This window comes from Bradyrhizobium sp. IC3195, from assembly GCF_020193585.1.
GTDB lineage: Bacteria > Pseudomonadota > Alphaproteobacteria > Rhizobiales > Xanthobacteraceae > Bradyrhizobium > Bradyrhizobium yuanmingense.
Genome location: NZ_JADYVG010000005.1, coordinates 196,422 through 216,429 on the forward strand (window position 1 = coordinate 196,422; position 20,008 = coordinate 216,429).

Here is a 20,008-nt window from a genome sequence, read left to right on the forward strand (position 1 = left end):
ATGAAGTCGACCTCCTGCACCGCGCCAAAGCTCTTGCTGATCCCCCGCACCTCGGGCGTGCTTCTATTCGCCTTCATCGCCCTGCTGCAGGGGCTGGTCGCGCTTGCGCGCCGGCCGGCGGCGAAGCATGCGGGAGCGGCGTCATGACCTCGCGGATCGTCGTCATCCCGACCCGGCGGGCCCATTCCAACCATGCGGAGGTGGCGCGTTCGATCGGCGTCGACATCATCGCCGGCCGCTATGCGGAAGGCACGCGCCTGCCGGGGGATGCCGAGATGATCGCAATGTTCGGCGTGTCGCGGCCGGTGCTGCGCGAGAGCGTCAAGACGCTGGTCGCCAAGGGCCTGCTCACCACCAAGGCGCGGGTCGGCACCGTCGTGCGCGAGCGAGGTGCCTGGAACATGTTCGACGCAGACGTGCTGGCCTGGCACCTCGATGCCGGCATCGACAAGCGCTTCCTTGACGACCTCGCCGAGATCCGTCTCGCCGTGGAGCCGCGCGCGGCGATGCTGGCGGCAACACAGCGATCCGAGCAAGACATCAGCGAGCTGCGCCGCAGCATGGATCGGATGCGGCATGAAGCGTCCGACTCGGTCGGTTTTGCAGATGCAGATCTCGCGCTTCATGTTGCCGTGGCGCGTGCCTCGGGCAATCTGTTCATGCGCTCGATTGGGCATGTCATTGAAGCAGCGCTGCGCGCCTCTTTCCTGCTCAGCGCTCCGGTCGAGCCGGAGGATCGCGATACCGTGCTGCTCTGGCATCAGAAGATCGTCGATGCCATCGTCGCGGGCGATGCCCATGCCGCATCCGAGGCCATGGTCTATGTCATTCACAACGGCATGCGCCGCCATGACAGTACGGCGATCGAAACCGCCCCGGCCGAGCCGCCACCGTCGGCCGACACTGGAGAACAAGCGTGACAGACCTTCGCATCGCCATCGTCGGCTTCGGCAAGATCGCGCGGGACCAGCATGTGGCGGCGATCGCCGCCACACCGGGCGCAACGCTTGCCGCCGTGGCGAGCCGCAACGCCTCGCTGCAGGGGGTGCCGCATTTTGCGACCATCGAGGAATTGCTTCAGAAGGGGCCGCCGATCGACGCGGTCTCGCTCTGCACGCCGCCGCAGGTGCGACGGGCCCAGGCCGCGGCGGCGCTCGCCGCCGGCAAGCACGTCATGCTGGAGAAGCCGCCGGGCAACGGCGTTGCCGAGCTTGATCCGTTGATCGCGATGGCGGCGGGTGCGAAGCGGACATTGTTTGCGACCTGGCATTCGCGCTATGCGCCGGCGGTGGAGCCGGCCCGGCAATGGCTCACTGATCGGCACATCAAATCCGTTCACATCAGCTGGAAGGAAGACGTGCGTGTCTGGCATCCCGGGCAGGGCTGGATCTGGGAGCCCGGCGGCCTCGGCGTGTTCGATCCGGGCATCAATGCGCTCTCGATCCTGACCAGGATTCTGCCGAAGCCCGTGTTCGTCACCGCGGCCGAGCTGGCCTTTCCAGCCAATTGCCAGGCGCCGATCGCGGCGAACGTGAACCTGACGGATATCAGCGGCCTGCCCGTGACCGCCGAGTTCGACTTCCGCCAGACCGGACCGCAGAGCTGGGATATCCTCGTCGAAACCGATCAGGGCCGGCTGACGCTGTCCAGCGGTGGCGCGCGCATGGCCGTCGACGGCAAGGTGCTTGCCGAAGGGCCCGATGAGGAATATCGCGGGCTCTACCGACGCTTCGTCGCGCTCGCAGCAACCGGCGCAAGTGACGTCGATCTGACGCCGCTCCGTCTCGTCGCCGACGCCTTCCTGCTCGGCAAGCGCACGATCGTCGAACCGTTTGTGGATTGAGCATGGCCGCATCAACAATCACAAGAGACGTGTTCGGGACGCTGCCCGACGGCCGCGAGGTCGAGCGCGTCGTGCTGCGCGGGGAGGGCGGCTTCGAGGCGCGCATCATCAGTTACGGCGCGGTGCTGCAGGCGTTGATCGCGCCGGATGCCAACGGCGGATATGACGACGTCGTGCTTGGCCATGATGCCTTCGCCGGCTATCTCGCCGAACGGAAGTTTCTGGGCGCCACCGTCGGCCGCTATGCCAACCGCATCGCCAAGGGACAGTTTTCGCTTCAAGGCGAGACGGTGCAGCTAGCGGTCAACAACGGTCCGAATGCGTTGCACGGCGGGCTCGAGGGTTTTGATCGCAAGCTCTGGGAGATCGCGGAGATCGACGAAGGCGCCGAGCCCGCGGTGACGCTCACCTATGTCAGCCCGCATGGCGAGGAGAGTTATCCCGGTAGGCTCGACGTTCGCGTGACCTATCGCATCACCGGGCCGACCGAGCTGTCGCTGCTGATGGAAGCGCGGACCGACCGGCCGACCGTCGTCAATTTGACCAACCACAGCTTCTTCAATCTCGAGGGTGCGACGTCAGAGACGTCCATTCTCGACCACCGCCTGATGGTCGCCGCCGAGCAGTTCCTCGCCATCGATGCCACCGCCATTCCGCTGCCGGAGCCGCCGCGCAGCGTGGCCGGCACGCCGTTCGATTTCCGCAAACCGTGGCCGGTGGGTGAGCGCATCCGCGAAGGTGACCCGCAATTGCGCAACGGCAGGGGCTACGACCACACCTACTGCCTCGGGCGCGACGGCAAGCTTGCGCTCGCGGCGCGGCTGGAGGCGCCGCGCTCCGGGCGCATCATGGAGCTGTTCACCGATCAGCCCGGACTTCAGGTCTATTCGGGCAATTATCTCGACGGTACGATGTCGGGCAAGGGCGGCAAGCTGATCCGGCAATCGGACGCCATCTGCCTGGAGCCGCACATCTGGCCCGACGCTCCGAACCGGCCGGACTTTCCGAGCCCGCGCCTCGATTCCGGCGAGGTCTATCGCCATCACACGGTCTATCGCTTCTCAGTGAGGTCGCCATGATGGAGCAGGTGCCGACGGCTGTCCTCTCGAACCATCCTTGCCATCTCGGCGAAGGTCCGACCTATGACGTGACCACGAATACGGCCTGGTGGTTCGACATCCGCGAAGGCAAGCTGTTCGAGGCGCAACTCGGCAGCGGCTCTGTCCGCACCCACGCGCTCGGTCGGATGGCGAGCGCGCTGGGGCGCATCGACGCCGAGCGGCAGCTGATCGTCGCCGAGGACGGCCTCTATATCCGCAAGCTCGCTGATGGTGCGATGACGCTGTTCTGTCCCCTCGAAGCGGACAATCCGGCGACGCGCTCAAACGATTGCCGCGTGCATCAATCCGGTACGTTCTGGATCGGCACCATGGGCAAGAAAGCCGAGCCGAAGGCGGGCGCGATCTACGCCCTTCATCGCGGCAAGATCTCGACGCTGTTTCCCGGCATCAGCATTCCCAATTCGATCTGCTTCTCGCCCGACGGCGCCACCGGCTACTTCACCGACACGCCGCGTGCGGTGCTCTATGCCGTGCCGCTCAACCCCGCGACCGGCCTGCCGCGCGGCGAGCCGGAGGTGCTGTTGCGCCACAGCGGCATCGGCGGTCTCGACGGTTCGGTATGCGACGCCGACGGGCAGATCTGGAATGCGTGCTGGGGCGCGAGCCGGATCGACGTCTACTCGCCGCAAGGCGAGCGCCTGCGTTCGCTTAGCGTGCCGGCGAAGCAGGCGAGCTGCCCCGCCTTCGTCGGCCCCGACCTGTCGCGCCTGCTCGTCACGTCGGCCTGGCAGGATATGGACACGGCGGCACGCGCTGCCGATCCGCAAGCCGGCTGCACCTTTCTGCTCGAAGCAGCCGCGCGCGGACGCGCGGAACCCGACGTCAAGCTCGCATAGGAGGCCCAAGCCGTACACGACCGTCGTTCTCGACACCACGAAGAAAGTCTGACACCCAAAGGGAGTGAAACATGCTGAAACTGAAGACAACATTTCTCGCGCTGGCGTTGGCCAGTGCCGCCACGATGGCCACAGGCGTCGCTGCCTTCGCCCAGAAGGCGACGGTCGGCATCGCCATGCCGACGAAGTCCTCGGCGCGCTGGATCGACGACGGCAACAACATGGTCAAGGTGCTGAAGGAGCGCGGCTACAACACCGACCTGCAATATGCCGAGGACGACATCCCGAACCAGCTCTCCCAGGTCGAGAACATGGTGACCAAGGGCGCCAAGGCGCTGGTGATCGCCGCGATCGACGGTACCACCTTGTCCGACGTGCTCAAGCAGGCGAAAGCAAAAGGCATCACCGTGATCGCCTATGACCGCCTGATCCGCGGCACGCCGAACGTCGACTATTACGCGACCTTCGACAACTTCCAGGTCGGCGTGCTCCAGGCGGAATCGATCGTGCAAGGTCTCGGTCTGAAGGACGGCAAGGGCCCCTTCAACATCGAGCTGTTCGGCGGCTCGCCCGACGACAACAATGCCTACTTCTTCTACAACGGCGCCATGAGCGTGCTGAAGCCGTATATCGACAGCGGCAAGCTCGTGGTCGTGTCCGGCCAGATGGGCATGGATAAGGTCGCGACCCTGCGCTGGGACGGCGCCACTGCGCAGGCCCGCATGGACAACCTGCTCAGCGCCTACTACGGCAACAAGAAGGTCAACGCCGTGCTGTCGCCATATGACGGCCTCTCGATCGGCATCATCTCCTCGCTGAAGGGCGTCGGCTACGGCAGTGCCGGCCAGCCGATGCCCATCATCTCGGGCCAGGATGCCGAGGTGCCCTCGATCAAGGCGATGCTGCGCGGCGACCAGTACTCGACCATCTTCAAGGACACCCGCGACCTCGCCAAGGTGACCGCCGACATGGTCGACGCCGCGCTCGCCGGCAAGCAGGTCACCGTCAACGACACCAAGACCTACGAGAATGGTGTCAAGACCGTGCCGTCCTATCTGCTGAAGCCGGTTGTGGTCTACAAGGACAATTGGGAGAAGACCCTGGTCGACAGCGGCTACTACAAGAAGTCGCAGTTCCAGTAAGACTCTCTCTTTTTCCCCTCTCCCCGCTTGCGGGGAGGGGGTTAGGGTGAGGGGCCTCTTTCCATACGGGCAGTGGTTGGTATGCACTCCGTCATTGCGAGCGCAGCGAAGCAATCCAGTCTGCCACCGCGGAAATTGTCTGGATTGCTTCGCTGCGCTCGCAATGACGATGTGGATGCAGCGATATCAGTCAACCTCTCCCCGCACGCGGGGAGAGACGAAGTAACGCAAGGGACACCAAAGCCATGACCGCCATGCTGGAGATGCGCAACGTCAGCAAGAGCTTTGCCGGCGTGCAGGCATTGCGCGACGTCAACTTCTCGGTTCGCGCCGGGCAGATCCATGCGCTCGTCGGCGAGAACGGCGCCGGCAAGTCGACGCTGATGAAGGTGCTGAGCGGGGTCTATCCGCACGGCAGCTACGAGGGCACCATCGTCTTCGAGGGCGAGGAGCGCCGCTTCCGCGACATCAATGATTCCGAGGCGCTGGGCATCATCATCATCCATCAGGAGCTGGCGCTGATCCCGCTGATGTCGATCGCGGAGAACATCTTCCTGTCGCATCCGCCGTCGAAGTTGGGGGTGATCGACCGCGACGAGGTCTACCGGCGCACGCGCGAGCTGCTGGCGCAGGTCGGCCTGAAGGAATCGCCGGATACGCTGATCACCGATCTCGGCGTCGGCAAGCAGCAGCTTGTCGAGATCGCGAAGGCGCTGTCCAAGCGGGTGCGGATGCTGATCCTGGACGAGCCGACCGCGAGTCTCAACGAGGCCGACAGCGCCGCGCTGCTCGAACGGCTGATGACGTTCCGCGAGCAGGGCATCGGCTCGATCCTGATCTCGCACAAGCTGAACGAGGTTGCCAAGGTCGCCGACCACATCACCGTGCTGCGCGACGGCCGCACGGTGGACAGCATCGACTGCCACGCCGAGCAGATCCAGGAAGACCGCATCATCCGCAGCATGGTCAACCGCGATATGGCGCACCGCTTCCCGGAGCGCAACGTGAAGATCGGCGAGCCGGTGCTCGACGTCGAGAACTGGTCGGTCTATCACCCCATTCATCCCGAGCGGCAGGTGATCAAGAACGTCAGTTTCGGTGTCAAGCGCGGCGAGGTCGTGGGCATTGCCGGGCTGATGGGGGCTGGGCGCACCGAGTTCGCCATGAGCCTGTTCGGCCGCTCCTGGGGCACCAATATCAGCGGCACTATCCGGCTCGAAGGCCGGGAGATCGCGCTGCCGAGCGTCGCCGCCGCGATCGACGCCGGCCTTGCCTACGTCACCGAGGACCGCAAGCAGCTCGGCCTGATCCTCGCCGACGACGTCCGCAAGAACATCACGCTGGCGAGCCTCGACCAGGTCGCACCGGGCAGGGTGATCGACGATATCGCCGAGCTCAAGGTCGCCAGCGACTACCGCAACCGGATGCGCATCCGCTGCTCCGACGTCTACCAGGAGACCGGCCAGCTCTCCGGCGGCAACCAGCAAAAGGTCGTGCTGTCGAAATGGCTGATGACCGACCCCAAGGTCCTGATCCTGGACGAGCCGACCAGGGGTATCGACGTCGGTGCCAAATATGAGATTTACTGTATCATCAACGAGCTTGCGGAAGCCGGCCGCGGCGTCGTGGTGATCTCCTCGGAGATGCCCGAGCTGCTCGGCATCTGCGATCGCATCTGCGTCATGAACGACGGCGCCTTCGTCGGCGAGTTCAAAGGCTCAGAGGCGACACAGGAAAAGATCATGCGCGCCATCATGCGCAACGAACGAAGCATTGGGAACGCCGCGCCCGCGGCCGCGGAGATGGGAGGATTGCAGCCATGACCGACAAGACGGTTTCGCTGCCCGAGGAGCGCCGGCACGGCAGCTTCATCAAGAACAATTTGCGCAATTACGGCATGTTGATGTCGCTGGTTGCAATCATGCTGTTCTTCCAGGTCGTGACCGGCGGCACGCTGCTGCAGCCGCTCAACCTCACCAACCTGGTGCTGCAGAACAGCTACATCGTCATCATGGCGCTGGGCATGCTGCTGGTCATCGTCACCGGCCATATCGACCTTTCGGTCGGCTCGGTCGCGGGCTTCATCGGCGCCGTGGCGGCCTTGCTGATGGTGACCTACAAGGTCGATTATACGCTCGCCTTCATCGCTTGCCTCGCGCTCGGTGGCGCGATCGGTGCGGCGCAGGGCTATTGGGTGGCCTATTTCAAGATCCCCTCCTTCATCGTGACGTTGGCGGGCATGCTGGTGTTCAAGGGCCTGGCGCTCGCGGTGTTGCAGGGCCAGTCGCTCGGGCCGTTCCCGGCCACCTTCCAGAAACTGTCCTCGGGTTTCATTCCGGAGCTGCTGCCTGAGGCCGGCACGCTGCATCCGACCTCGATGCTGATCGGCGCCGTTCTCGCGCTCGGGCTCGTCTATGCCAGTGCCAAGGGAAGGTCGCGCGAGCAGTCGCACGGCATCGAGGTCGAGCCCTATGCGTTCTTCCTCGGCAAAAGCATCCTGCTCGCCTGCGCCGTGCTCTATTTCACCTATCTGATCGCCTCGCATCGCGGCTTGCCGAACGTGCTGGTGATCATGACCGCGCTGATCGCGCTCTACGGCTTCGTCACCCGCCGCACCGTGATCGGCCGGCAGATCTACGCGGTCGGCGGCAACGCCAAGGCGGCGAGCCTGTCGGGCATCAAGACCGAGCGGCTGACCTTCCTCACCTTCGTCAACATGGGCGTGCTGGCCGCGCTCGCCGGCCTCGTCTTCGCCGCGCGGCTCAACACGGCGACTCCGAAGGCCGGCCTCGGCTTCGAGCTCGACGTCATTGCCGCCTGCTTCATCGGCGGCGCCTCGGCCTATGGCGGTGTCGGGCGAGTCGGCGGTGCCGTGGTCGGCGCCATGATCATGGGCGTGATGAACAACGGCATGTCCATCCTCGGCATCGGCATCGACTATCAGCAGGTCATCAAGGGCCTGGTGCTGCTGGGCGCGGTGTGCATCGACGTGTACAATCAGCGGCGGTAGCGCTTCGTAGCCCGGATGCAGCGCAGCGTAATCCGGGTCTCTGCGCTTGGTGAGATTTCCCGGATTGCGCTGCGCTGCATCCGGGCTACGGTCCTAAGCACTACGGCAGCGGTGATTGCGTCGTGAACAGCACGGTCGCGATCCCGATCGAGAGCCCCACCGCCGATACGGTTCCCACCGTCGACAGCACGCCCATGCGCCTGAGCGCGATGGCGAAGGCAATGATGATGGGTGTTGCGGTCATCAGCCCGATCTGTGCATCGCTCATGGGATCGTCCGGCGCTCCGTGAAGCTCTGAGCCGGTTCGTACCGCGAAACGGCTGGCTGAACGTTGTGTCGGCGCAAACAGGAGCCCTGCAGTCCTCCAGTTTGTCCGGCAACAAATTCGGAACCGGGTGGCCGAGCTAAGTCTGACCGGTGTCCTGATCCGGAAAGACGATGTCGACGGCCGAGTGCGAACAGCAGGAAACAGGCTGGGGAATCCTGCAGGATCTCCCCGGCGATCCCATGATCTGGGTGCTGATCTTCAGCGAACTCGTCGCCTTCGGCCTGCTCCTCGGCGCCTTCTCTGTCGCCCGCGCGATTCACCCCGCGGTGTTCGCGGCCGGGCAGGCCACGCTCGATTCGCATCTCGCCGGCCTCAACACCGTCGTGCTGGTGACCAGCGGCTGGGCGGCGGCCCGGGCGACCAAGGCCGTGCGGAATGGACAACGGGCAACGACACGATACTGGCTTCTCGGCGCCATGGCGCTCGGCTGCCTTTTCATCGCGATCAAGCTCGCAGAGTACGCCGAAGAAACCGGGCGCGGGGTCGGGCTTGAGACCAATCCCTTCTTCACGCTCTACTTCCTGCTGACCGGCTTTCATCTCCTGCACGTTGGCCTCGGCATCATCATTCTCGCCGTGGTCTGCCGCCGTGCCGGGATATCAGGCGTCGAGACGGGAACGGCCTTCTGGCACATGGTCGATCTGGTCTGGATCGTGATGTTCCCGATCCTGTATCTGGTGAAATGACGATGCCAGATCGTGTCGACGTCACCTGGTTCGCCTTGATCGGCCTTGCGCTTGCGACCGTCCTGCTGCCGCCGCTAATACCACGGGCGCTGCTCGGCAACGCTCTGCTGCTTGCCTTCGCCGCGCTCAAGGGGCATCGCATCGCGCTCGACTTCATGGATCTTCGCGCCGTCCCCGCACTCTGGCGCGGTCTCGTCGCGAGCTGGATCCTCATCGTGCTGCTGCTTGCCTGGCTCGCCTCGGCGCTCGTCGCCCTGATCTGACGCGCTCATTGCGCCCTGACAAAGAACGGGCCGGGCAAAGCGGCAATAAATCACACCATCGCAATTTCGCAGGAATCAACCGGAAAGGATTGGCAATGGCTGAACGCCTGACCAAGTCGGCCGCTCGAAACGTCTTCTACGGCGGCTCGGCCTTTTTCTTCGCCATCTTCTTAGGGCTAACGGCGCACAGCCATTACTACATGGCCACGACATCGACCGACGCAGCCACGCTGACGTCTTCGGTTGCCCGCGGCAAGCACGTCTGGGAGAAGAATTCTTGCATCAACTGTCATACCCTGCTGGGCGAGGGCGCCTACTTTGCGCCTGAAGTCGGCAATGTCTGGGATCGCTGGGGTGGCAACGAGGATCCGGCCGCCGCGCGCGAGACATTGAAGGCCTGGATGCAGTCGCAGCCTTCGGGCGCACCGGGCCGCCGGCAGATGCCTCAATTCAACCTCACCGACCAGGAGCTCGATGATCTCGCCGACTTCCTGCAATGGACCAGCAAGATCAAGCGCCAAGAGTGGCCGCCGAACAAGGCGGGCTGAGCGCATCGCTTCCTGAAATCCCTCAAGACAGAGAGCCTGAGATGAAATATCAGACCCAGAAAGTCGCGATGCTGTATTTCTACGGCGCGCTGACCCTGTTCGTGGCGCAGGTCCTATTCGGCCTCGTCGCTGGAACGATCTACGTCCTGCCCAACACGCTGTCGACCCTGCTGCCGTTCAACGTCGTCAGGATGATCCACACCAACGCGCTGATCGTGTGGTCGTTGATCGGCTTCATGGGCGCGACCTACTTCCTGCTGCCCGAGGAAACCGAGACAGAGCTCTACAGCCCGCTGCTGGCCAAGATCCAGTTCTGGATGTTTTTCGGTGCTGCGGGTGTGGCTGTGGTCGGTTATCTCTTCCAATACCACGAGGGCCGCGAATTCCTCGAACAGCCCTTCATCATCAAGGTCGGCATCGTCGTCGTCTGCCTGATGTTCCTGTTCAACGTCACCATGACGGCGCTGAAGGGCCGTAAGACCACGATCACCAACATCCTGCTATTCGGGCTGTGGGGCGTTGCGATCTTCTTCCTGTTCGCCTTTTACAACCCGGTAAATCTCGCGGTCGACAAGATGTACTGGTGGTATGTTGTTCATCTCTGGGTCGAGGGCGTCTGGGAGCTGATCATGGCCTCCGTGCTCGCTTATCTCATGATCAAGCTCAACGGCATCGACCGCGAAGTGGTCGAGAAGTGGCTCTACGTCATCATTGGGCTGGCGCTGTTCTCCGGCATCCTCGGCACCGGCCATCATTTCTACTGGATCGGCGCGCCCGGTTACTGGCAGTGGATCGGCTCGCTGTTCTCCACGCTCGAGGTCGCGCCGTTCTTCACCATGGTGATCTTCACGGTGCAGATGACCTGGAAGGCCGGCCGCAAGCACCCGAACCGCGCTGCATTGTTGTGGTCGGTCGGCTGCTCGGTCATGGCGTTCCTCGGCGCCGGTGTCTGGGGTTTCCTGCACACCCTGTCCTCGGTCAACTACTACACCCACGGCACCCAGGTTACCGCCGCGCACGGCCATCTCGCCTTCTTCGGCGCCTATGTGATGCTGAACCTGTCCGTGATGGCCTATGCAATCCCACAGATCAGAGGGCGTGCGCCCTACAATCAATGGCTCTCCATGGCGAGCTTCTGGATCATGTGCACCGCCATGATGGTGATGACCTTCGCGCTGACCTTCGCCGGCGTGGTCCAGGTCCATCTCCAGCGCGTGCTCGGCCAGGGCTACATGGACGTGCAGGACCAGCTCGCGATGTTTTACTGGGTCCGGCTGGGGTCCGGCGTGTTCGTCGCGATCTCCGCGCTGATGTTCGTGTGGGCCGTGCTTGTGCCCGGTCGCGCCCGTCAGCCGGTCATCCCCGGCGCGTTGCAGCCGGCCGAGTGAGCGCGCAAAGGCGGCCGTGGCTCGCTGCGGCCGCCGTCACTATGTGAATTCCGGAGAAAGACCATGAATGCAGCACTTCTCGCCGTGGCGAAGCCCGAACCTCAGCCGCCCGCCTATATTGCCAGTGGCAACGAATGCGCGCTGTTCGAGCACGCTTGGCGCAATCAGCTGCCGGTGCTGCTGAAGGGGCCGACCGGCTGCGGCAAGACGCGCTTCGTCACGCATATGGCGGCGCGGCTGGGATTGCCGCTGCACACCGTCGCCTGCCACGACGATCTCACCGCGGCCGATCTCACCGGCCGCTATCTGCTCAGGGGCGGCGATACCGTGTGGAGCGACGGCCCGTTGACGCGGGCGGTGCGCGAGGGCGGCATCTGCTATCTCGACGAGGTCGTGGAGGCGCGCAAGGACGTAACGGTGGTGCTGCATCCCCTGACCGACGATCGCCGCATCCTGCCTCTGGAGCGTACCGGCGAGCAGCTTGCCGCGCCGAACAGCTTCATGCTCGTCGTCTCCTACAATCCAGGCTATCAGACGCTGCTCAAGGCGCTCAAGCCGTCGACGCGGCAGCGCTTTGTCGCGATCGAGTTCGGCTTCCTGCCGCCGGAGCAGGAGATTGCGGTGGTCGCCGCCGAGAGCGGACTATCGCCGGAGCGCGTGCGGCCGCTGGTCGGGCTGGCTGGCCGGCTGCGCGCGCTGAAGGGCCACGACCTGGAGGAGGGTGTCTCGACCCGGCTCGTCGTCTATTGCGCGACCCTGATTGCGGCCGGCATGCCGACGGCCGATGCCGTGCTCGCTGGCATGATCGAGCCGCTGACCGACGATGCCGATGTCAAGGCGGCGCTGCTGGACGTCGCGCGTGCCGTGATCGGCTGAGGCGGCTCCGATGCTCGATTTCCTCGAACTGGAAGAGACCGTCGGCCGCGCCTGGCACCGCATGGTCGGTGGCACCGCCAGCTATCCGGTTCATGCCGAGCATGCGGTCTCGCTTGCGGAAATGAGAAACAGGCTCGCGGTGATGTTCCGCGCGCTGGGCGGTGAGGCGGGTGTGCAGATCGCCGGTGCCGGCGCGCGCAAGTCCGGGCATCGGCTCGGCTGGCGGCAACGCATCGGTCTCGGTGACGAGCGCCTGGAGCAGCCGGGCCGCGATGCCACCTCCATCTTCCTTCCTGAAAGCATCGCGATCTTTCCCGACAACGCGCTGAATGCAGCGCTCTATCGCTGGCTCGCGGCATGGTTCGCAGCCGCGCCGATCGAAACCATCACCGAATCCGATCCGCTGCGGCGGGATCTTCTGGTGTTGCGCCGGGCCAGCGAGACGGCGGTCTTCGTGCTCACGCAATTTCCCGGCCTCGTCGACGACTATGCGCAACTCGCCGCAGCAACTGCCGAAGCCAGGCCGCGTCGCCCCTTGCCGCGCATCGAGCAGGAGGTCGAGCAGATCGTGCTGGCGCTACTTGGAACCGGAAAGGCGCCTGCGGGCAAGCTGTGGCCGGCGATGATGGGAACGGAGCCGCTGCCGGTCAAGGCGTCGCCTGGCTATCGCTCGATGCTTCCGTGCCCGCTGTGGGGCGATTGCTGGACCCGCGAGCTGTCGCCTGCGCATGCGGGCGTGGATGAATGCGCCGATGGTGCGGAGGCCGCGAGCGAGGACAATCGCAAGCACTTTGCCGTGCGCGAGCGCGAGGACGGCGCCAATCGCCGCGATCCCTTCGTACTCAACCGCTTCGAGAAAATTCTCGCGATGGCCGAGATGGTCAATGTCGACCGCCCCACCGATGACAGTGAGGAGGAGGATGCGCAGAAGGCGGCGGACGATCTCGAGGAGATAACGCTCAGCCGCCGCAGCGGCAAGCCGGCGGGCCGGTTCAAGTTTGATCTCGACCTCCCGCCGGAGGCCCTCGATGCCTCGCGCTTGACTGCGGACCTGACCTATCCAGAATGGGATTATCGCAGCGGCTCCTATTTGCCGGATCATTGCCGCGTACTCGCATCTGCCGCCCCCGAGAATGGGGAAAGCTGGACGCCCGACGAGACCATGCGCCGGCACATCCGCCAGGTGCGCCGCCGCTTCGAGGTCCTGCGGCCGCGCCATGAGTTGATGCGTGCCCAGGCCGACGGGCATGATCTGGATCTAGATGCGCTGGTGCGTGCGCGGTGCGATCTCCGCGCCGGCAGCAGCAGCGGTCTTGATCGCGTCCATTTGGCGATGCGCCCGCAAGGTCACGATCTCGCTGTCACGCTGCTGGTCGACGTCTCGCTCTCCACGGACGCCTGGGCCAATGGCTACCGCGTGCTCGACGTCGAGAAGGAGGCGCTGCTCGTGCTTGCCCACGGCCTATCCGCCTGCGGCGATCACCACAGCATCCTGACCTTCACCTCGCGCCGGCGCTCCTGGGTGCGGCTCGAGACGGTTAAGGCGTTCGGCGAGCCGATGAGTGACGTGGTCGAGCGCTGCATTGGCGCGCTCAAGCCCGGCTATTACACGCGGATCGGTGCGGCGGTACGGCATGCCGCCGCCGAGCTTGCACGCCAGCCGCAGCGCAAGAAGCTGCTGCTCGTCCTCACCGACGGCAAACCGAACGACGTCGACCACTATGAAGGGCGCTTTGCGGTCGAAGACACCAGAAAGTCCGTGCAGGAAGCGCGCCGGCTCGGGATCACGGTGTTCGGCGTAACGATCGACGCGGCGGCGCAATCCTATTTTCCGGCCCTGTTCGGGCGCAGCGGCTATGCGATCGTCGGCAACATCAAACGATTGCCCGCGGCACTGCCGGCGATCTACCGGCAGGTGGCCCACTGATGCGGTTCATGCAACTGGGCGTTGGGCTATTGCTCAAGGCTTGGGTATATGATCGAATGGCCGGATGGAGCAGGGCCGGCCAAATCCCGATCTGATCATCTTCGACTGTGATGGTGTGCTCGTCGACAGCGAACTCTTGAGCTGCCGCTGCCTGTCCGAGGTCCTGGCGGAATTCGGTCTCGTGCTCAGCGAGGAGCAGGCGCTCGAGCTGTTTCTCGGACGCAGCACCAAGGCCGTCGAGCAGCATTATCGCGATCTCGGGCACTCGCTGACGGACGCCTTCCCGCCCCGACTGAAGTCGCGTGTGCTGGAGAATTTTGCTGCCTCGCTCGCGCCGATTCCCGGGGTGGAGGCGGCGATCTCGGGACTGACCGTGCCGTTCTGCGTGGCCTCGTCGAGCGACCTCGACCGCGTCTCGCTCTCGCTCGACGTCACCGGTCTTCGGGCATATTTCGGCGATCGGATCTACACCGCGCAGATGGTCAGGCACGGCAAGCCGGCGCCTGATCTCTTTCTTCATGCGGCCGAGAGCATGCGCACGCCGCCATCGCGCACGCTGGTGATCGAGGATAGCGTCAGCGGCGTGCAGGCGGGTAAGGCGGCCGGCATGACCGTCTGGGGATTTGTCGGCGGCGGCCATTATCGCAGCCGCGATGGCCGGGCTATATTATCGGCCGCCGGGGCCGATCGGGTCTTTACACATATGAGCGATCTCTGGGAGGTGTGAGCGCGCATGGCCGCCGAGAACGACAAGTCGAGACTCGACGACGCCGCGCGCGCCGGCTGGCTCTATTTCATTGCCGGTCACACACAGGACGAGATCGCAAAGATGCTTCAGGTGTCGCGGGCCTCGGCGCAGCGGCTGGTCTCGTTGTGCCTCGCCGAGCGGCTCATCACCTTCCGGCTCGAGCACCCCATCGCAGCCTGCATGGAGCTGGCGGCGCGCTTGAAGCAACGGTTCGACCTCGTTCATTGCGAGGTGGTGCCGGCCGATCCGGCCGCGCCGCAGGCGGTGGCTGGAATCGCCGAGCGCTGCGCCAATTTGCTCGATTCCACGCTGCGTTCGGAGACGCCCGTGATCGTCGCGCTCGGCACGGGCCGGGCGGTGCGTGCCGCCGTCGAGCGCGTCACGCCGATCGAGCGGCCCAATCACCAGATCGTCTCGCTGGTCGGCAACATCTCCGCCGACGGCTCGGCGAGCTTCTACGACACCGTTGGCCGGCTCGCCGATCGCACCGGCGCGCGACACTATCCGATGCCGCTGCCGTTCCTGATGTCGTCGGAGGACGAGCGCAACAGGATGGTGCGCATCGAGCCGATTGCGAAGGTGAAAGCGGTCGCAGCCAAAGCGGATTTGCGCCTTGTCGGCATCGGCCAGATGGACCAGAAGGCGCAGGTGCACATCGACGGCTTCGTCACCCGCGACGAATTGTTCGAGATGATGCGGCTGGGCGCCATCGGCGAGATCACCGGCTGGGCCTATGACGCCAAGGGCCGCCTGCTCAAGGCCGGCACCAACAAGCGCCTCACCAGCATTCCGCCGGAAGTGCCGGCGAAGACCACCACGATCGGTGCGGCGCTGGGCGCAGCCAAGGTGGCGGCGATTGCAGCCGCGCTGAGCGGCGGGCTGATCAACGGATTGATCACGGACGAGGCGACGGCAAGAGCGATTCTGGAGCGGTAAAGCGCTCACGCTTCGCGTGCCTACCACACTGGATGCTCCGCGTTCGCGGAGCACGACAGCCGTGGGTGAAGCAAAACCTCCCCATCCTTCCCGCACCGCAGCACTCACAAGTTGCTGGAATGCCCACGCGGCTGCTTGACAACGTGCCGCCCTTGCGCTGAACATACGCCCAACGCGTGGGCATATGCCCAAAACGCGAATTGAGGGGAGGTCACCGTGAAACATGTCCTGGGCGCCGTCTGCGGCGCGTCTTGCCTGCTGCTGGCCGTCCCGGCGACGGCCGAAACGACCCTGACGATCGCCACCGTCAACAATGGCGACATGATCCGCATGCAGGGGCTGACGGGTGAGTTCACCAAGAAGAACCCTGATATCTCGGTCAAATGGGTGACGCTGGAGGAGAACGTGCTGCGCCAGCGCGTCACCACCGATATCGCCACCAAGGGTGGCCAGTTCGACGTCCTCACCATCGGCACGTACGAGGTGCCGATCTGGGCCAAGAAGGGCTGGCTGGTACCGCTCGCCAACCTCGGCGCCGATTACGACGTCGCCGACCTCCTGCCCAAGATCAAGGACGCGGTCTCCGCCGACGGCAAGCTCTACGCCGCGCCGTTCTACGGCGAGAGTTCGATGGTGATGTACCGCACCGATCTGTTCGAGAAGGCCGGCCTGAAGATGCCGGAAAAGCCGAGCTGGGATTTCGTGATCGATGCGGCCAAGAAGCTGACCGACAAGAGCGCCGGCACCTACGGCATCTGCCTGCGCGGCAAGGCAGGCTGGGGCGAGAACATGGCGTTCCTCTCGGCGATGGCCAATTCCTATGGCGCGCGCTGGTTCGACGAAAAGTGGCAGCCGCAGTTCAACACGCCGGAATGGAAGACGACACTCACGACCTACGTCAACCTGATGAAGGAAGCCGGGCCTCCCGGCGCCAGCTCCAACGGCTTCAACGAGAATCTGGCGCTGTTCAACGCCGGCAAATGCGCGATGTGGATCGACGCCACGGTCGCGGCGTCCTTCGTCACCAACCCTAAGGAGTCTAAGGTCGCCGACAAGGTCGGCTTCGCGCTCGCGCCCAACACCGGGCTCGGCAAGAACGCCAACTGGCTGTGGGCCTGGAATCTCGCAATCCCTGCCGGCTCCAAGAAGACGGAAGCCGCCGAGAAGTTCATCGCCTGGGCCACCAGCAAGGACTACACCAAGCTGGTGGCTTCGAAGGAGGGCTGGGCCAACGTGCCGCCGGGCACGCGTACCTCGCTCTACCAGAACGATGAGTACCTGAAGGTCGCGCCGTTTGCGAAACTGACGCTGGCCTCGATCGACGCCGCCGATCCCAACAAGCCGACGGTGAAGCCCGTTCCCTACGTCGGCGTGCAATACGCCGCCATCCCTGAATTCCAGGGCATCGGCACGCAGGTGGGCCAGCAGTTCTCGGCGGCGCTTGCGGGATCGATGACGGTCGATGCGGCGCTCACGGCTGCGCAGTCCGCTACCGAGCGCGAGATGAAGCGCGCCGGCTACATCAAGTGAACCCGGGCTCTCCCTGAGCTCAAACTTGCGGCCATCCATCCTTGCTGGATGGCCGCCCTTCTTCCTCCGAGCGGAGCGCCAAGAATGGCAACCCGGCAGACGCAGCTTCTTGCGCGGTCGCTCCTGACCCCGGCCGTCGGACTGCTGTTCATCTGGATGATCGTCCCGCTGGCGCTGACGATCTACTTCTCGACGCTGCATTACAGCCTGCTCGATCCCGGCTCGGAATCGTTCGTCGGCCTTGAAAACTTCCGCTACTTCCTCACCGATCCTGCCTTCCTCGCCTCGCTTCAGAACACGCTGGTGCTGGTCGGCTCGGTGCTGGCGCTGACCATCCTGCTCGGCATTCCCCTGGCGCTGCTGATGGACCAACCCGTGATCGGCCGCAATATCGTGCGGTTGATGGTGATCGCCCCGTTCTTCGTGATGCCGACGGTGAGCGCGCTGGTCTGGAAGAACCTGTTGATGCATCCGGTGTCGGGATTGTTCGCCTGGCTCGCCTCGCTGTTCGGCCTGACGCCGATCGATTGGTTCAACGACGTGCCGCTGTTTGCGGTGATTTTGATCGTGACCTGGCAATGGTTGCCGTTCGCGACCCTGATCCTGCTCACCGCGCTGCAATCGCTCGACGAAGAGCAGAAGGAAGCCGCCGAGATGGACGGCGCCAGCGCCGTTTCGACCTTCATCTACATCACGCTGCCGCACCTCGCGCGTCCCATCACGGTGGTGATCCTGATCGAGACCATCTTCCTGCTCACGGTGTTCGCCGAGATCTTCGTCACCACCGGCGGCGGGCCGGGCCTGCAAACCACCAACATCGCCTTCCTGATCTATTCGCAGGCGCTGATCCAGTTCGACGTCGGCAGCGCCTCGGCGGGCGGGCTCGTCGCGGTGGTCATCGCCAACATCGTCGCCTTCTTCCTGGTCCGCATCGTCGGCCGCAACCTGGAGGCCTGACATGGCACGGATGGCGACGACGCGGCGGGTGATGATATCGACGGCGGCGGCCTGGCTGTTCGGCTTCCTGATCTTCTTTCCGATCCTATGGATGGGGCTGGCGAGCTTCAAGACCGAGCTCGAGGCCTTCGCGATCCCGCCATCCTTCCTGTTCTTCCACTGGACCACCGAAAACTACGCGACCGTGCAGGAACGCAGCGATTATCTGCACCACGCGATGAACTCGATCATCATCGCCGGCGGCTCGACGCTCATTGCGCTGCTGATCGCCATTCCGGCGGCCTGGTCGATGGCGTTCTCGCCAACCAAGCGCACCAAGGACATCCTGCTCTGGATGCTCTCGACCAAGATGATGCCGCCGGTCGGCGTGTTGGTGCCGATCTACCTGATCTACAAGAGCCTCGGGCTGCTCGATTCCCGCATCGGCCTCGTCTTCATCCTCTGCCTCGGGAATCTGCCGATCGTCATCTGGATGCTCTTCACATATTTCAAGGAGATCCCGCGCGACATCTTAGAGGCCGCGCGCATGGACGGCGCCACGATCGGCCGCGAGCTGGTCTATGTGCTGACGCCGATGGCGATCCCGGGACTGGCGTCCACGCTGTTGCTCAATCTGATCCTGGCCTGGAACGAGGCGTTCTGGACGCTGAACCTGTCCACCTCGAGCGCTGCGCCGCTCACCACGTTCATCGCCTCCTATTCGAGCCCCGAAGGGCTGTTCTGGGCAAAACTGTCGGCGGCGTCCACGCTGGCGATCGCGCCCATTCTCGTCCTGGGTTGGTTCAGCCAGAAGCAGCTCGTGCGCGGGCTCACCTTTGGCGCGGTGAAATAGGGGGCTGCCGGATCATGGGTCAGATCACACTTCAGGGCGTGCAGAAATCCTTCGGCCCCGTGCACATCATCAAGGGCGCCGACCTCGAGATCGCCGATGGCTCCTTCGTGGTGTTCGTCGGTCCCTCCGGCTGCGGCAAGACCACGCTGCTGCGGCTGATCGCGGGGCTCGAGGACGTCAGCGGCGGCAAGATCCTGATCGACGGCAAGAACGTCGTCGATACGCCGCCTGCCAAGCGCGGGCTGTCGATGGTGTTCCAGTCCTACGCGCTCTATCCGCATATGAGCGTGCGCGGTAATATCGGCTTCGGCCTCAAGATGGCGGGACTGCCGAAGGACGAGATCAACCGCAAGGTCGAGGCGGCCGCAGCGACGCTGAACCTCACGCCCTATCTCGACCGCAAGCCGCGCGAGCTCTCCGGCGGCCAGCGCCAGCGCGTCGCGATCGGCCGCGCCATCGTCCGCGAGCCCAAGGCATTCCTGTTCGACGAGCCGCTCTCCAACCTCGACGCCGCGCTGCGCGTGCAGATGCGCATCGAGGTGACGCGACTTCAGAAGCAGCTCGGCACCACCGCGATCTACGTCACCCACGACCAGGTCGAGGCCATGACCATGGCCGACAAGATCGTCGTGCTCAACGGCGGCAAGATCGAGCAATATGGCTCGCCGCTGGAACTTTACGAGCGACCCGCCAATCTCTTCGTCGCCGGCTTCATCGGCTCGCCCAAGATGAATTTCGTCACCGGCGAGCCCGCTTTGCAGAAGGGGGCAGCGACGATCGGCGTCCGGCCGGAGCATCTGAAGATCGAGCGTGACGGCGGTGGCGGCTGGCAGGGCACCATTGCGGTGGCCGAGCATCTCGGCAGTGACACCTTCCTCTACGTCGACGCCGGTGCGCTCGGCATGCTGACGGCGCGCTACATCGGCGAATTGAGCCTGCATGCCGGCGACCGGGTGTCGCTGATGCCCGACCCTGCACGCATTCACCGCTTCGACGAGAGCGGCAACGCTCTTCGGGGCTGACAAGAAACGGCAAGA

21 protein-coding genes are annotated in these 20,008 nt (G+C 64.4%); 20 read left to right on the plus strand and 1 reads right to left on the minus strand.

Going from position 1 to position 20,008, the window contains the following annotated elements:
* The 8 genes from I6F09_RS13550 to mmsB all read left to right on the plus strand — a co-directional run bounded on the left by I6F09_RS13550 (window position 1) and on the right by mmsB (window position 7,952).
* Window positions 1–147, plus strand: a complete 147-nt coding sequence (locus I6F09_RS13550; RefSeq protein ID WP_157784002.1) for a hypothetical protein — start codon at window positions 1–3, stop codon at window positions 145–147.
* Window positions 144–920, plus strand: coding sequence for a FadR/GntR family transcriptional regulator (locus tag I6F09_RS13555; protein WP_036005559.1), 777 nt, complete (start codon window positions 144–146; stop codon window positions 918–920). Before I6F09_RS13550 ends, I6F09_RS13555 begins: the two co-directional genes overlap by 4 nt.
* Complete coding sequence (locus I6F09_RS13560; protein WP_225188258.1) at window positions 917–1,843, plus strand: Gfo/Idh/MocA family oxidoreductase; 927 nt, start codon at window positions 917–919, stop codon at window positions 1,841–1,843. The genes I6F09_RS13555 and I6F09_RS13560 overlap by 4 nt, the downstream gene beginning before the upstream one ends.
* 2 nt (window positions 1,844–1,845) lie before the next feature.
* The gene (locus I6F09_RS13565) at window positions 1,846–2,922 is read left to right on the plus strand and encodes an aldose epimerase family protein (protein WP_225188259.1); all 1,077 of its coding nucleotides are present in this window, start codon (window positions 1,846–1,848) and stop codon (window positions 2,920–2,922) included.
* On the plus strand, window positions 2,922–3,800 hold the full coding sequence (locus tag I6F09_RS13570; protein WP_225111884.1) for an SMP-30/gluconolactonase/LRE family protein: 879 nt from the start codon (window positions 2,922–2,924) through the stop codon (window positions 3,798–3,800). The genes I6F09_RS13565 and I6F09_RS13570 overlap by 1 nt, the downstream gene beginning before the upstream one ends.
* Before the next feature lie 71 nt (window positions 3,801–3,871).
* A complete protein-coding gene (chvE, locus tag I6F09_RS13575) occupies window positions 3,872–4,942 on the plus strand; it encodes a multiple monosaccharide ABC transporter substrate-binding protein (RefSeq protein WP_036005529.1) in 1,071 nt (356 codons plus the stop codon).
* A 245-nt stretch (window positions 4,943–5,187) separates the two neighbouring features.
* The gene (mmsA, locus tag I6F09_RS13580; protein WP_225145951.1) at window positions 5,188–6,765 is read left to right on the plus strand and encodes a multiple monosaccharide ABC transporter ATP-binding protein; all 1,578 of its coding nucleotides are present in this window, start codon (window positions 5,188–5,190) and stop codon (window positions 6,763–6,765) included.
* Window positions 6,762–7,952: a multiple monosaccharide ABC transporter permease gene (gene mmsB / locus I6F09_RS13585; RefSeq protein WP_036005525.1), complete on the plus strand. Its 1,191-nt coding sequence runs from the start codon at window positions 6,762–6,764 to the stop codon at window positions 7,950–7,952. Before mmsA ends, mmsB begins: the two co-directional genes overlap by 4 nt.
* Window positions 7,953–8,052: 100 nt before the next feature.
* On the opposite strand, the gene I6F09_RS13590 is transcribed toward mmsB, so the two are convergent.
* Window positions 8,053–8,220, minus strand: coding sequence for a hypothetical protein (locus tag I6F09_RS13590; protein ID WP_085974376.1), 168 nt, complete (start codon window positions 8,218–8,220; stop codon window positions 8,053–8,055).
* Window positions 8,221–8,390: 170 nt separating this feature from the next.
* On the opposite strand from I6F09_RS13590, the gene I6F09_RS13595 reads away from it, so the two are divergent.
* From I6F09_RS13595 to I6F09_RS13650, 12 genes are all read left to right on the plus strand, one after another.
* Complete coding sequence (locus I6F09_RS13595) at window positions 8,391–8,966, plus strand: cytochrome c oxidase subunit 3 family protein (RefSeq protein WP_036005523.1); 576 nt, start codon at window positions 8,391–8,393, stop codon at window positions 8,964–8,966.
* Between the two features lie 2 nt (window positions 8,967–8,968).
* Window positions 8,969–9,229: a cytochrome C oxidase subunit IV family protein gene (locus I6F09_RS13600; RefSeq protein WP_225188260.1), complete on the plus strand. Its 261-nt coding sequence runs from the start codon at window positions 8,969–8,971 to the stop codon at window positions 9,227–9,229.
* A gap of 95 nt (window positions 9,230–9,324) precedes the next feature.
* Window positions 9,325–9,777, plus strand: coding sequence for a cytochrome c (locus I6F09_RS13605; RefSeq protein ID WP_225188337.1), 453 nt, complete (start codon window positions 9,325–9,327; stop codon window positions 9,775–9,777).
* A 41-nt stretch (window positions 9,778–9,818) separates the two neighbouring features.
* Window positions 9,819–11,165, plus strand: a complete 1,347-nt coding sequence (locus I6F09_RS13610; RefSeq protein WP_036023400.1) for a cbb3-type cytochrome c oxidase subunit I — start codon at window positions 9,819–9,821, stop codon at window positions 11,163–11,165.
* 63 nt (window positions 11,166–11,228) lie between these two features.
* Complete coding sequence (locus I6F09_RS13615; protein WP_225133530.1) at window positions 11,229–12,041, plus strand: CbbQ/NirQ/NorQ/GpvN family protein; 813 nt, start codon at window positions 11,229–11,231, stop codon at window positions 12,039–12,041.
* A 10-nt stretch (window positions 12,042–12,051) separates the two neighbouring features.
* Complete coding sequence (locus I6F09_RS13620; RefSeq protein WP_225188261.1) at window positions 12,052–13,968, plus strand: VWA domain-containing protein; 1,917 nt, start codon at window positions 12,052–12,054, stop codon at window positions 13,966–13,968.
* A 64-nt stretch (window positions 13,969–14,032) separates the two neighbouring features.
* Entirely contained in the window at window positions 14,033–14,695 is a 663-nt protein-coding gene (locus I6F09_RS13625) for an HAD family hydrolase (RefSeq protein ID WP_128262526.1), read from the plus strand.
* 6 nt (window positions 14,696–14,701) lie between these two features.
* Window positions 14,702–15,652, plus strand: a complete 951-nt coding sequence (locus I6F09_RS13630) for a sugar-binding domain-containing protein (RefSeq protein ID WP_225188262.1) — start codon at window positions 14,702–14,704, stop codon at window positions 15,650–15,652.
* Window positions 15,653–15,868: 216 nt separating this feature from the next.
* Window positions 15,869–17,182, plus strand: coding sequence for a sugar ABC transporter substrate-binding protein (locus I6F09_RS13635; protein WP_225124741.1), 1,314 nt, complete (start codon window positions 15,869–15,871; stop codon window positions 17,180–17,182).
* 84 nt (window positions 17,183–17,266) lie between these two features.
* On the plus strand, window positions 17,267–18,139 hold the full coding sequence (locus tag I6F09_RS13640; RefSeq protein ID WP_057030030.1) for a sugar ABC transporter permease: 873 nt from the start codon (window positions 17,267–17,269) through the stop codon (window positions 18,137–18,139).
* Window position 18,140: 1 nt separating this feature from the next.
* Entirely contained in the window at window positions 18,141–18,971 is an 831-nt protein-coding gene (locus I6F09_RS13645; RefSeq protein WP_036005504.1) for a carbohydrate ABC transporter permease, read from the plus strand.
* Between the two features lie 14 nt (window positions 18,972–18,985).
* Window positions 18,986–19,993: an ABC transporter ATP-binding protein gene (locus tag I6F09_RS13650; protein WP_036005503.1), complete on the plus strand. Its 1,008-nt coding sequence runs from the start codon at window positions 18,986–18,988 to the stop codon at window positions 19,991–19,993.
* Window positions 19,994–20,008 lie beyond the last annotated feature (15 nt).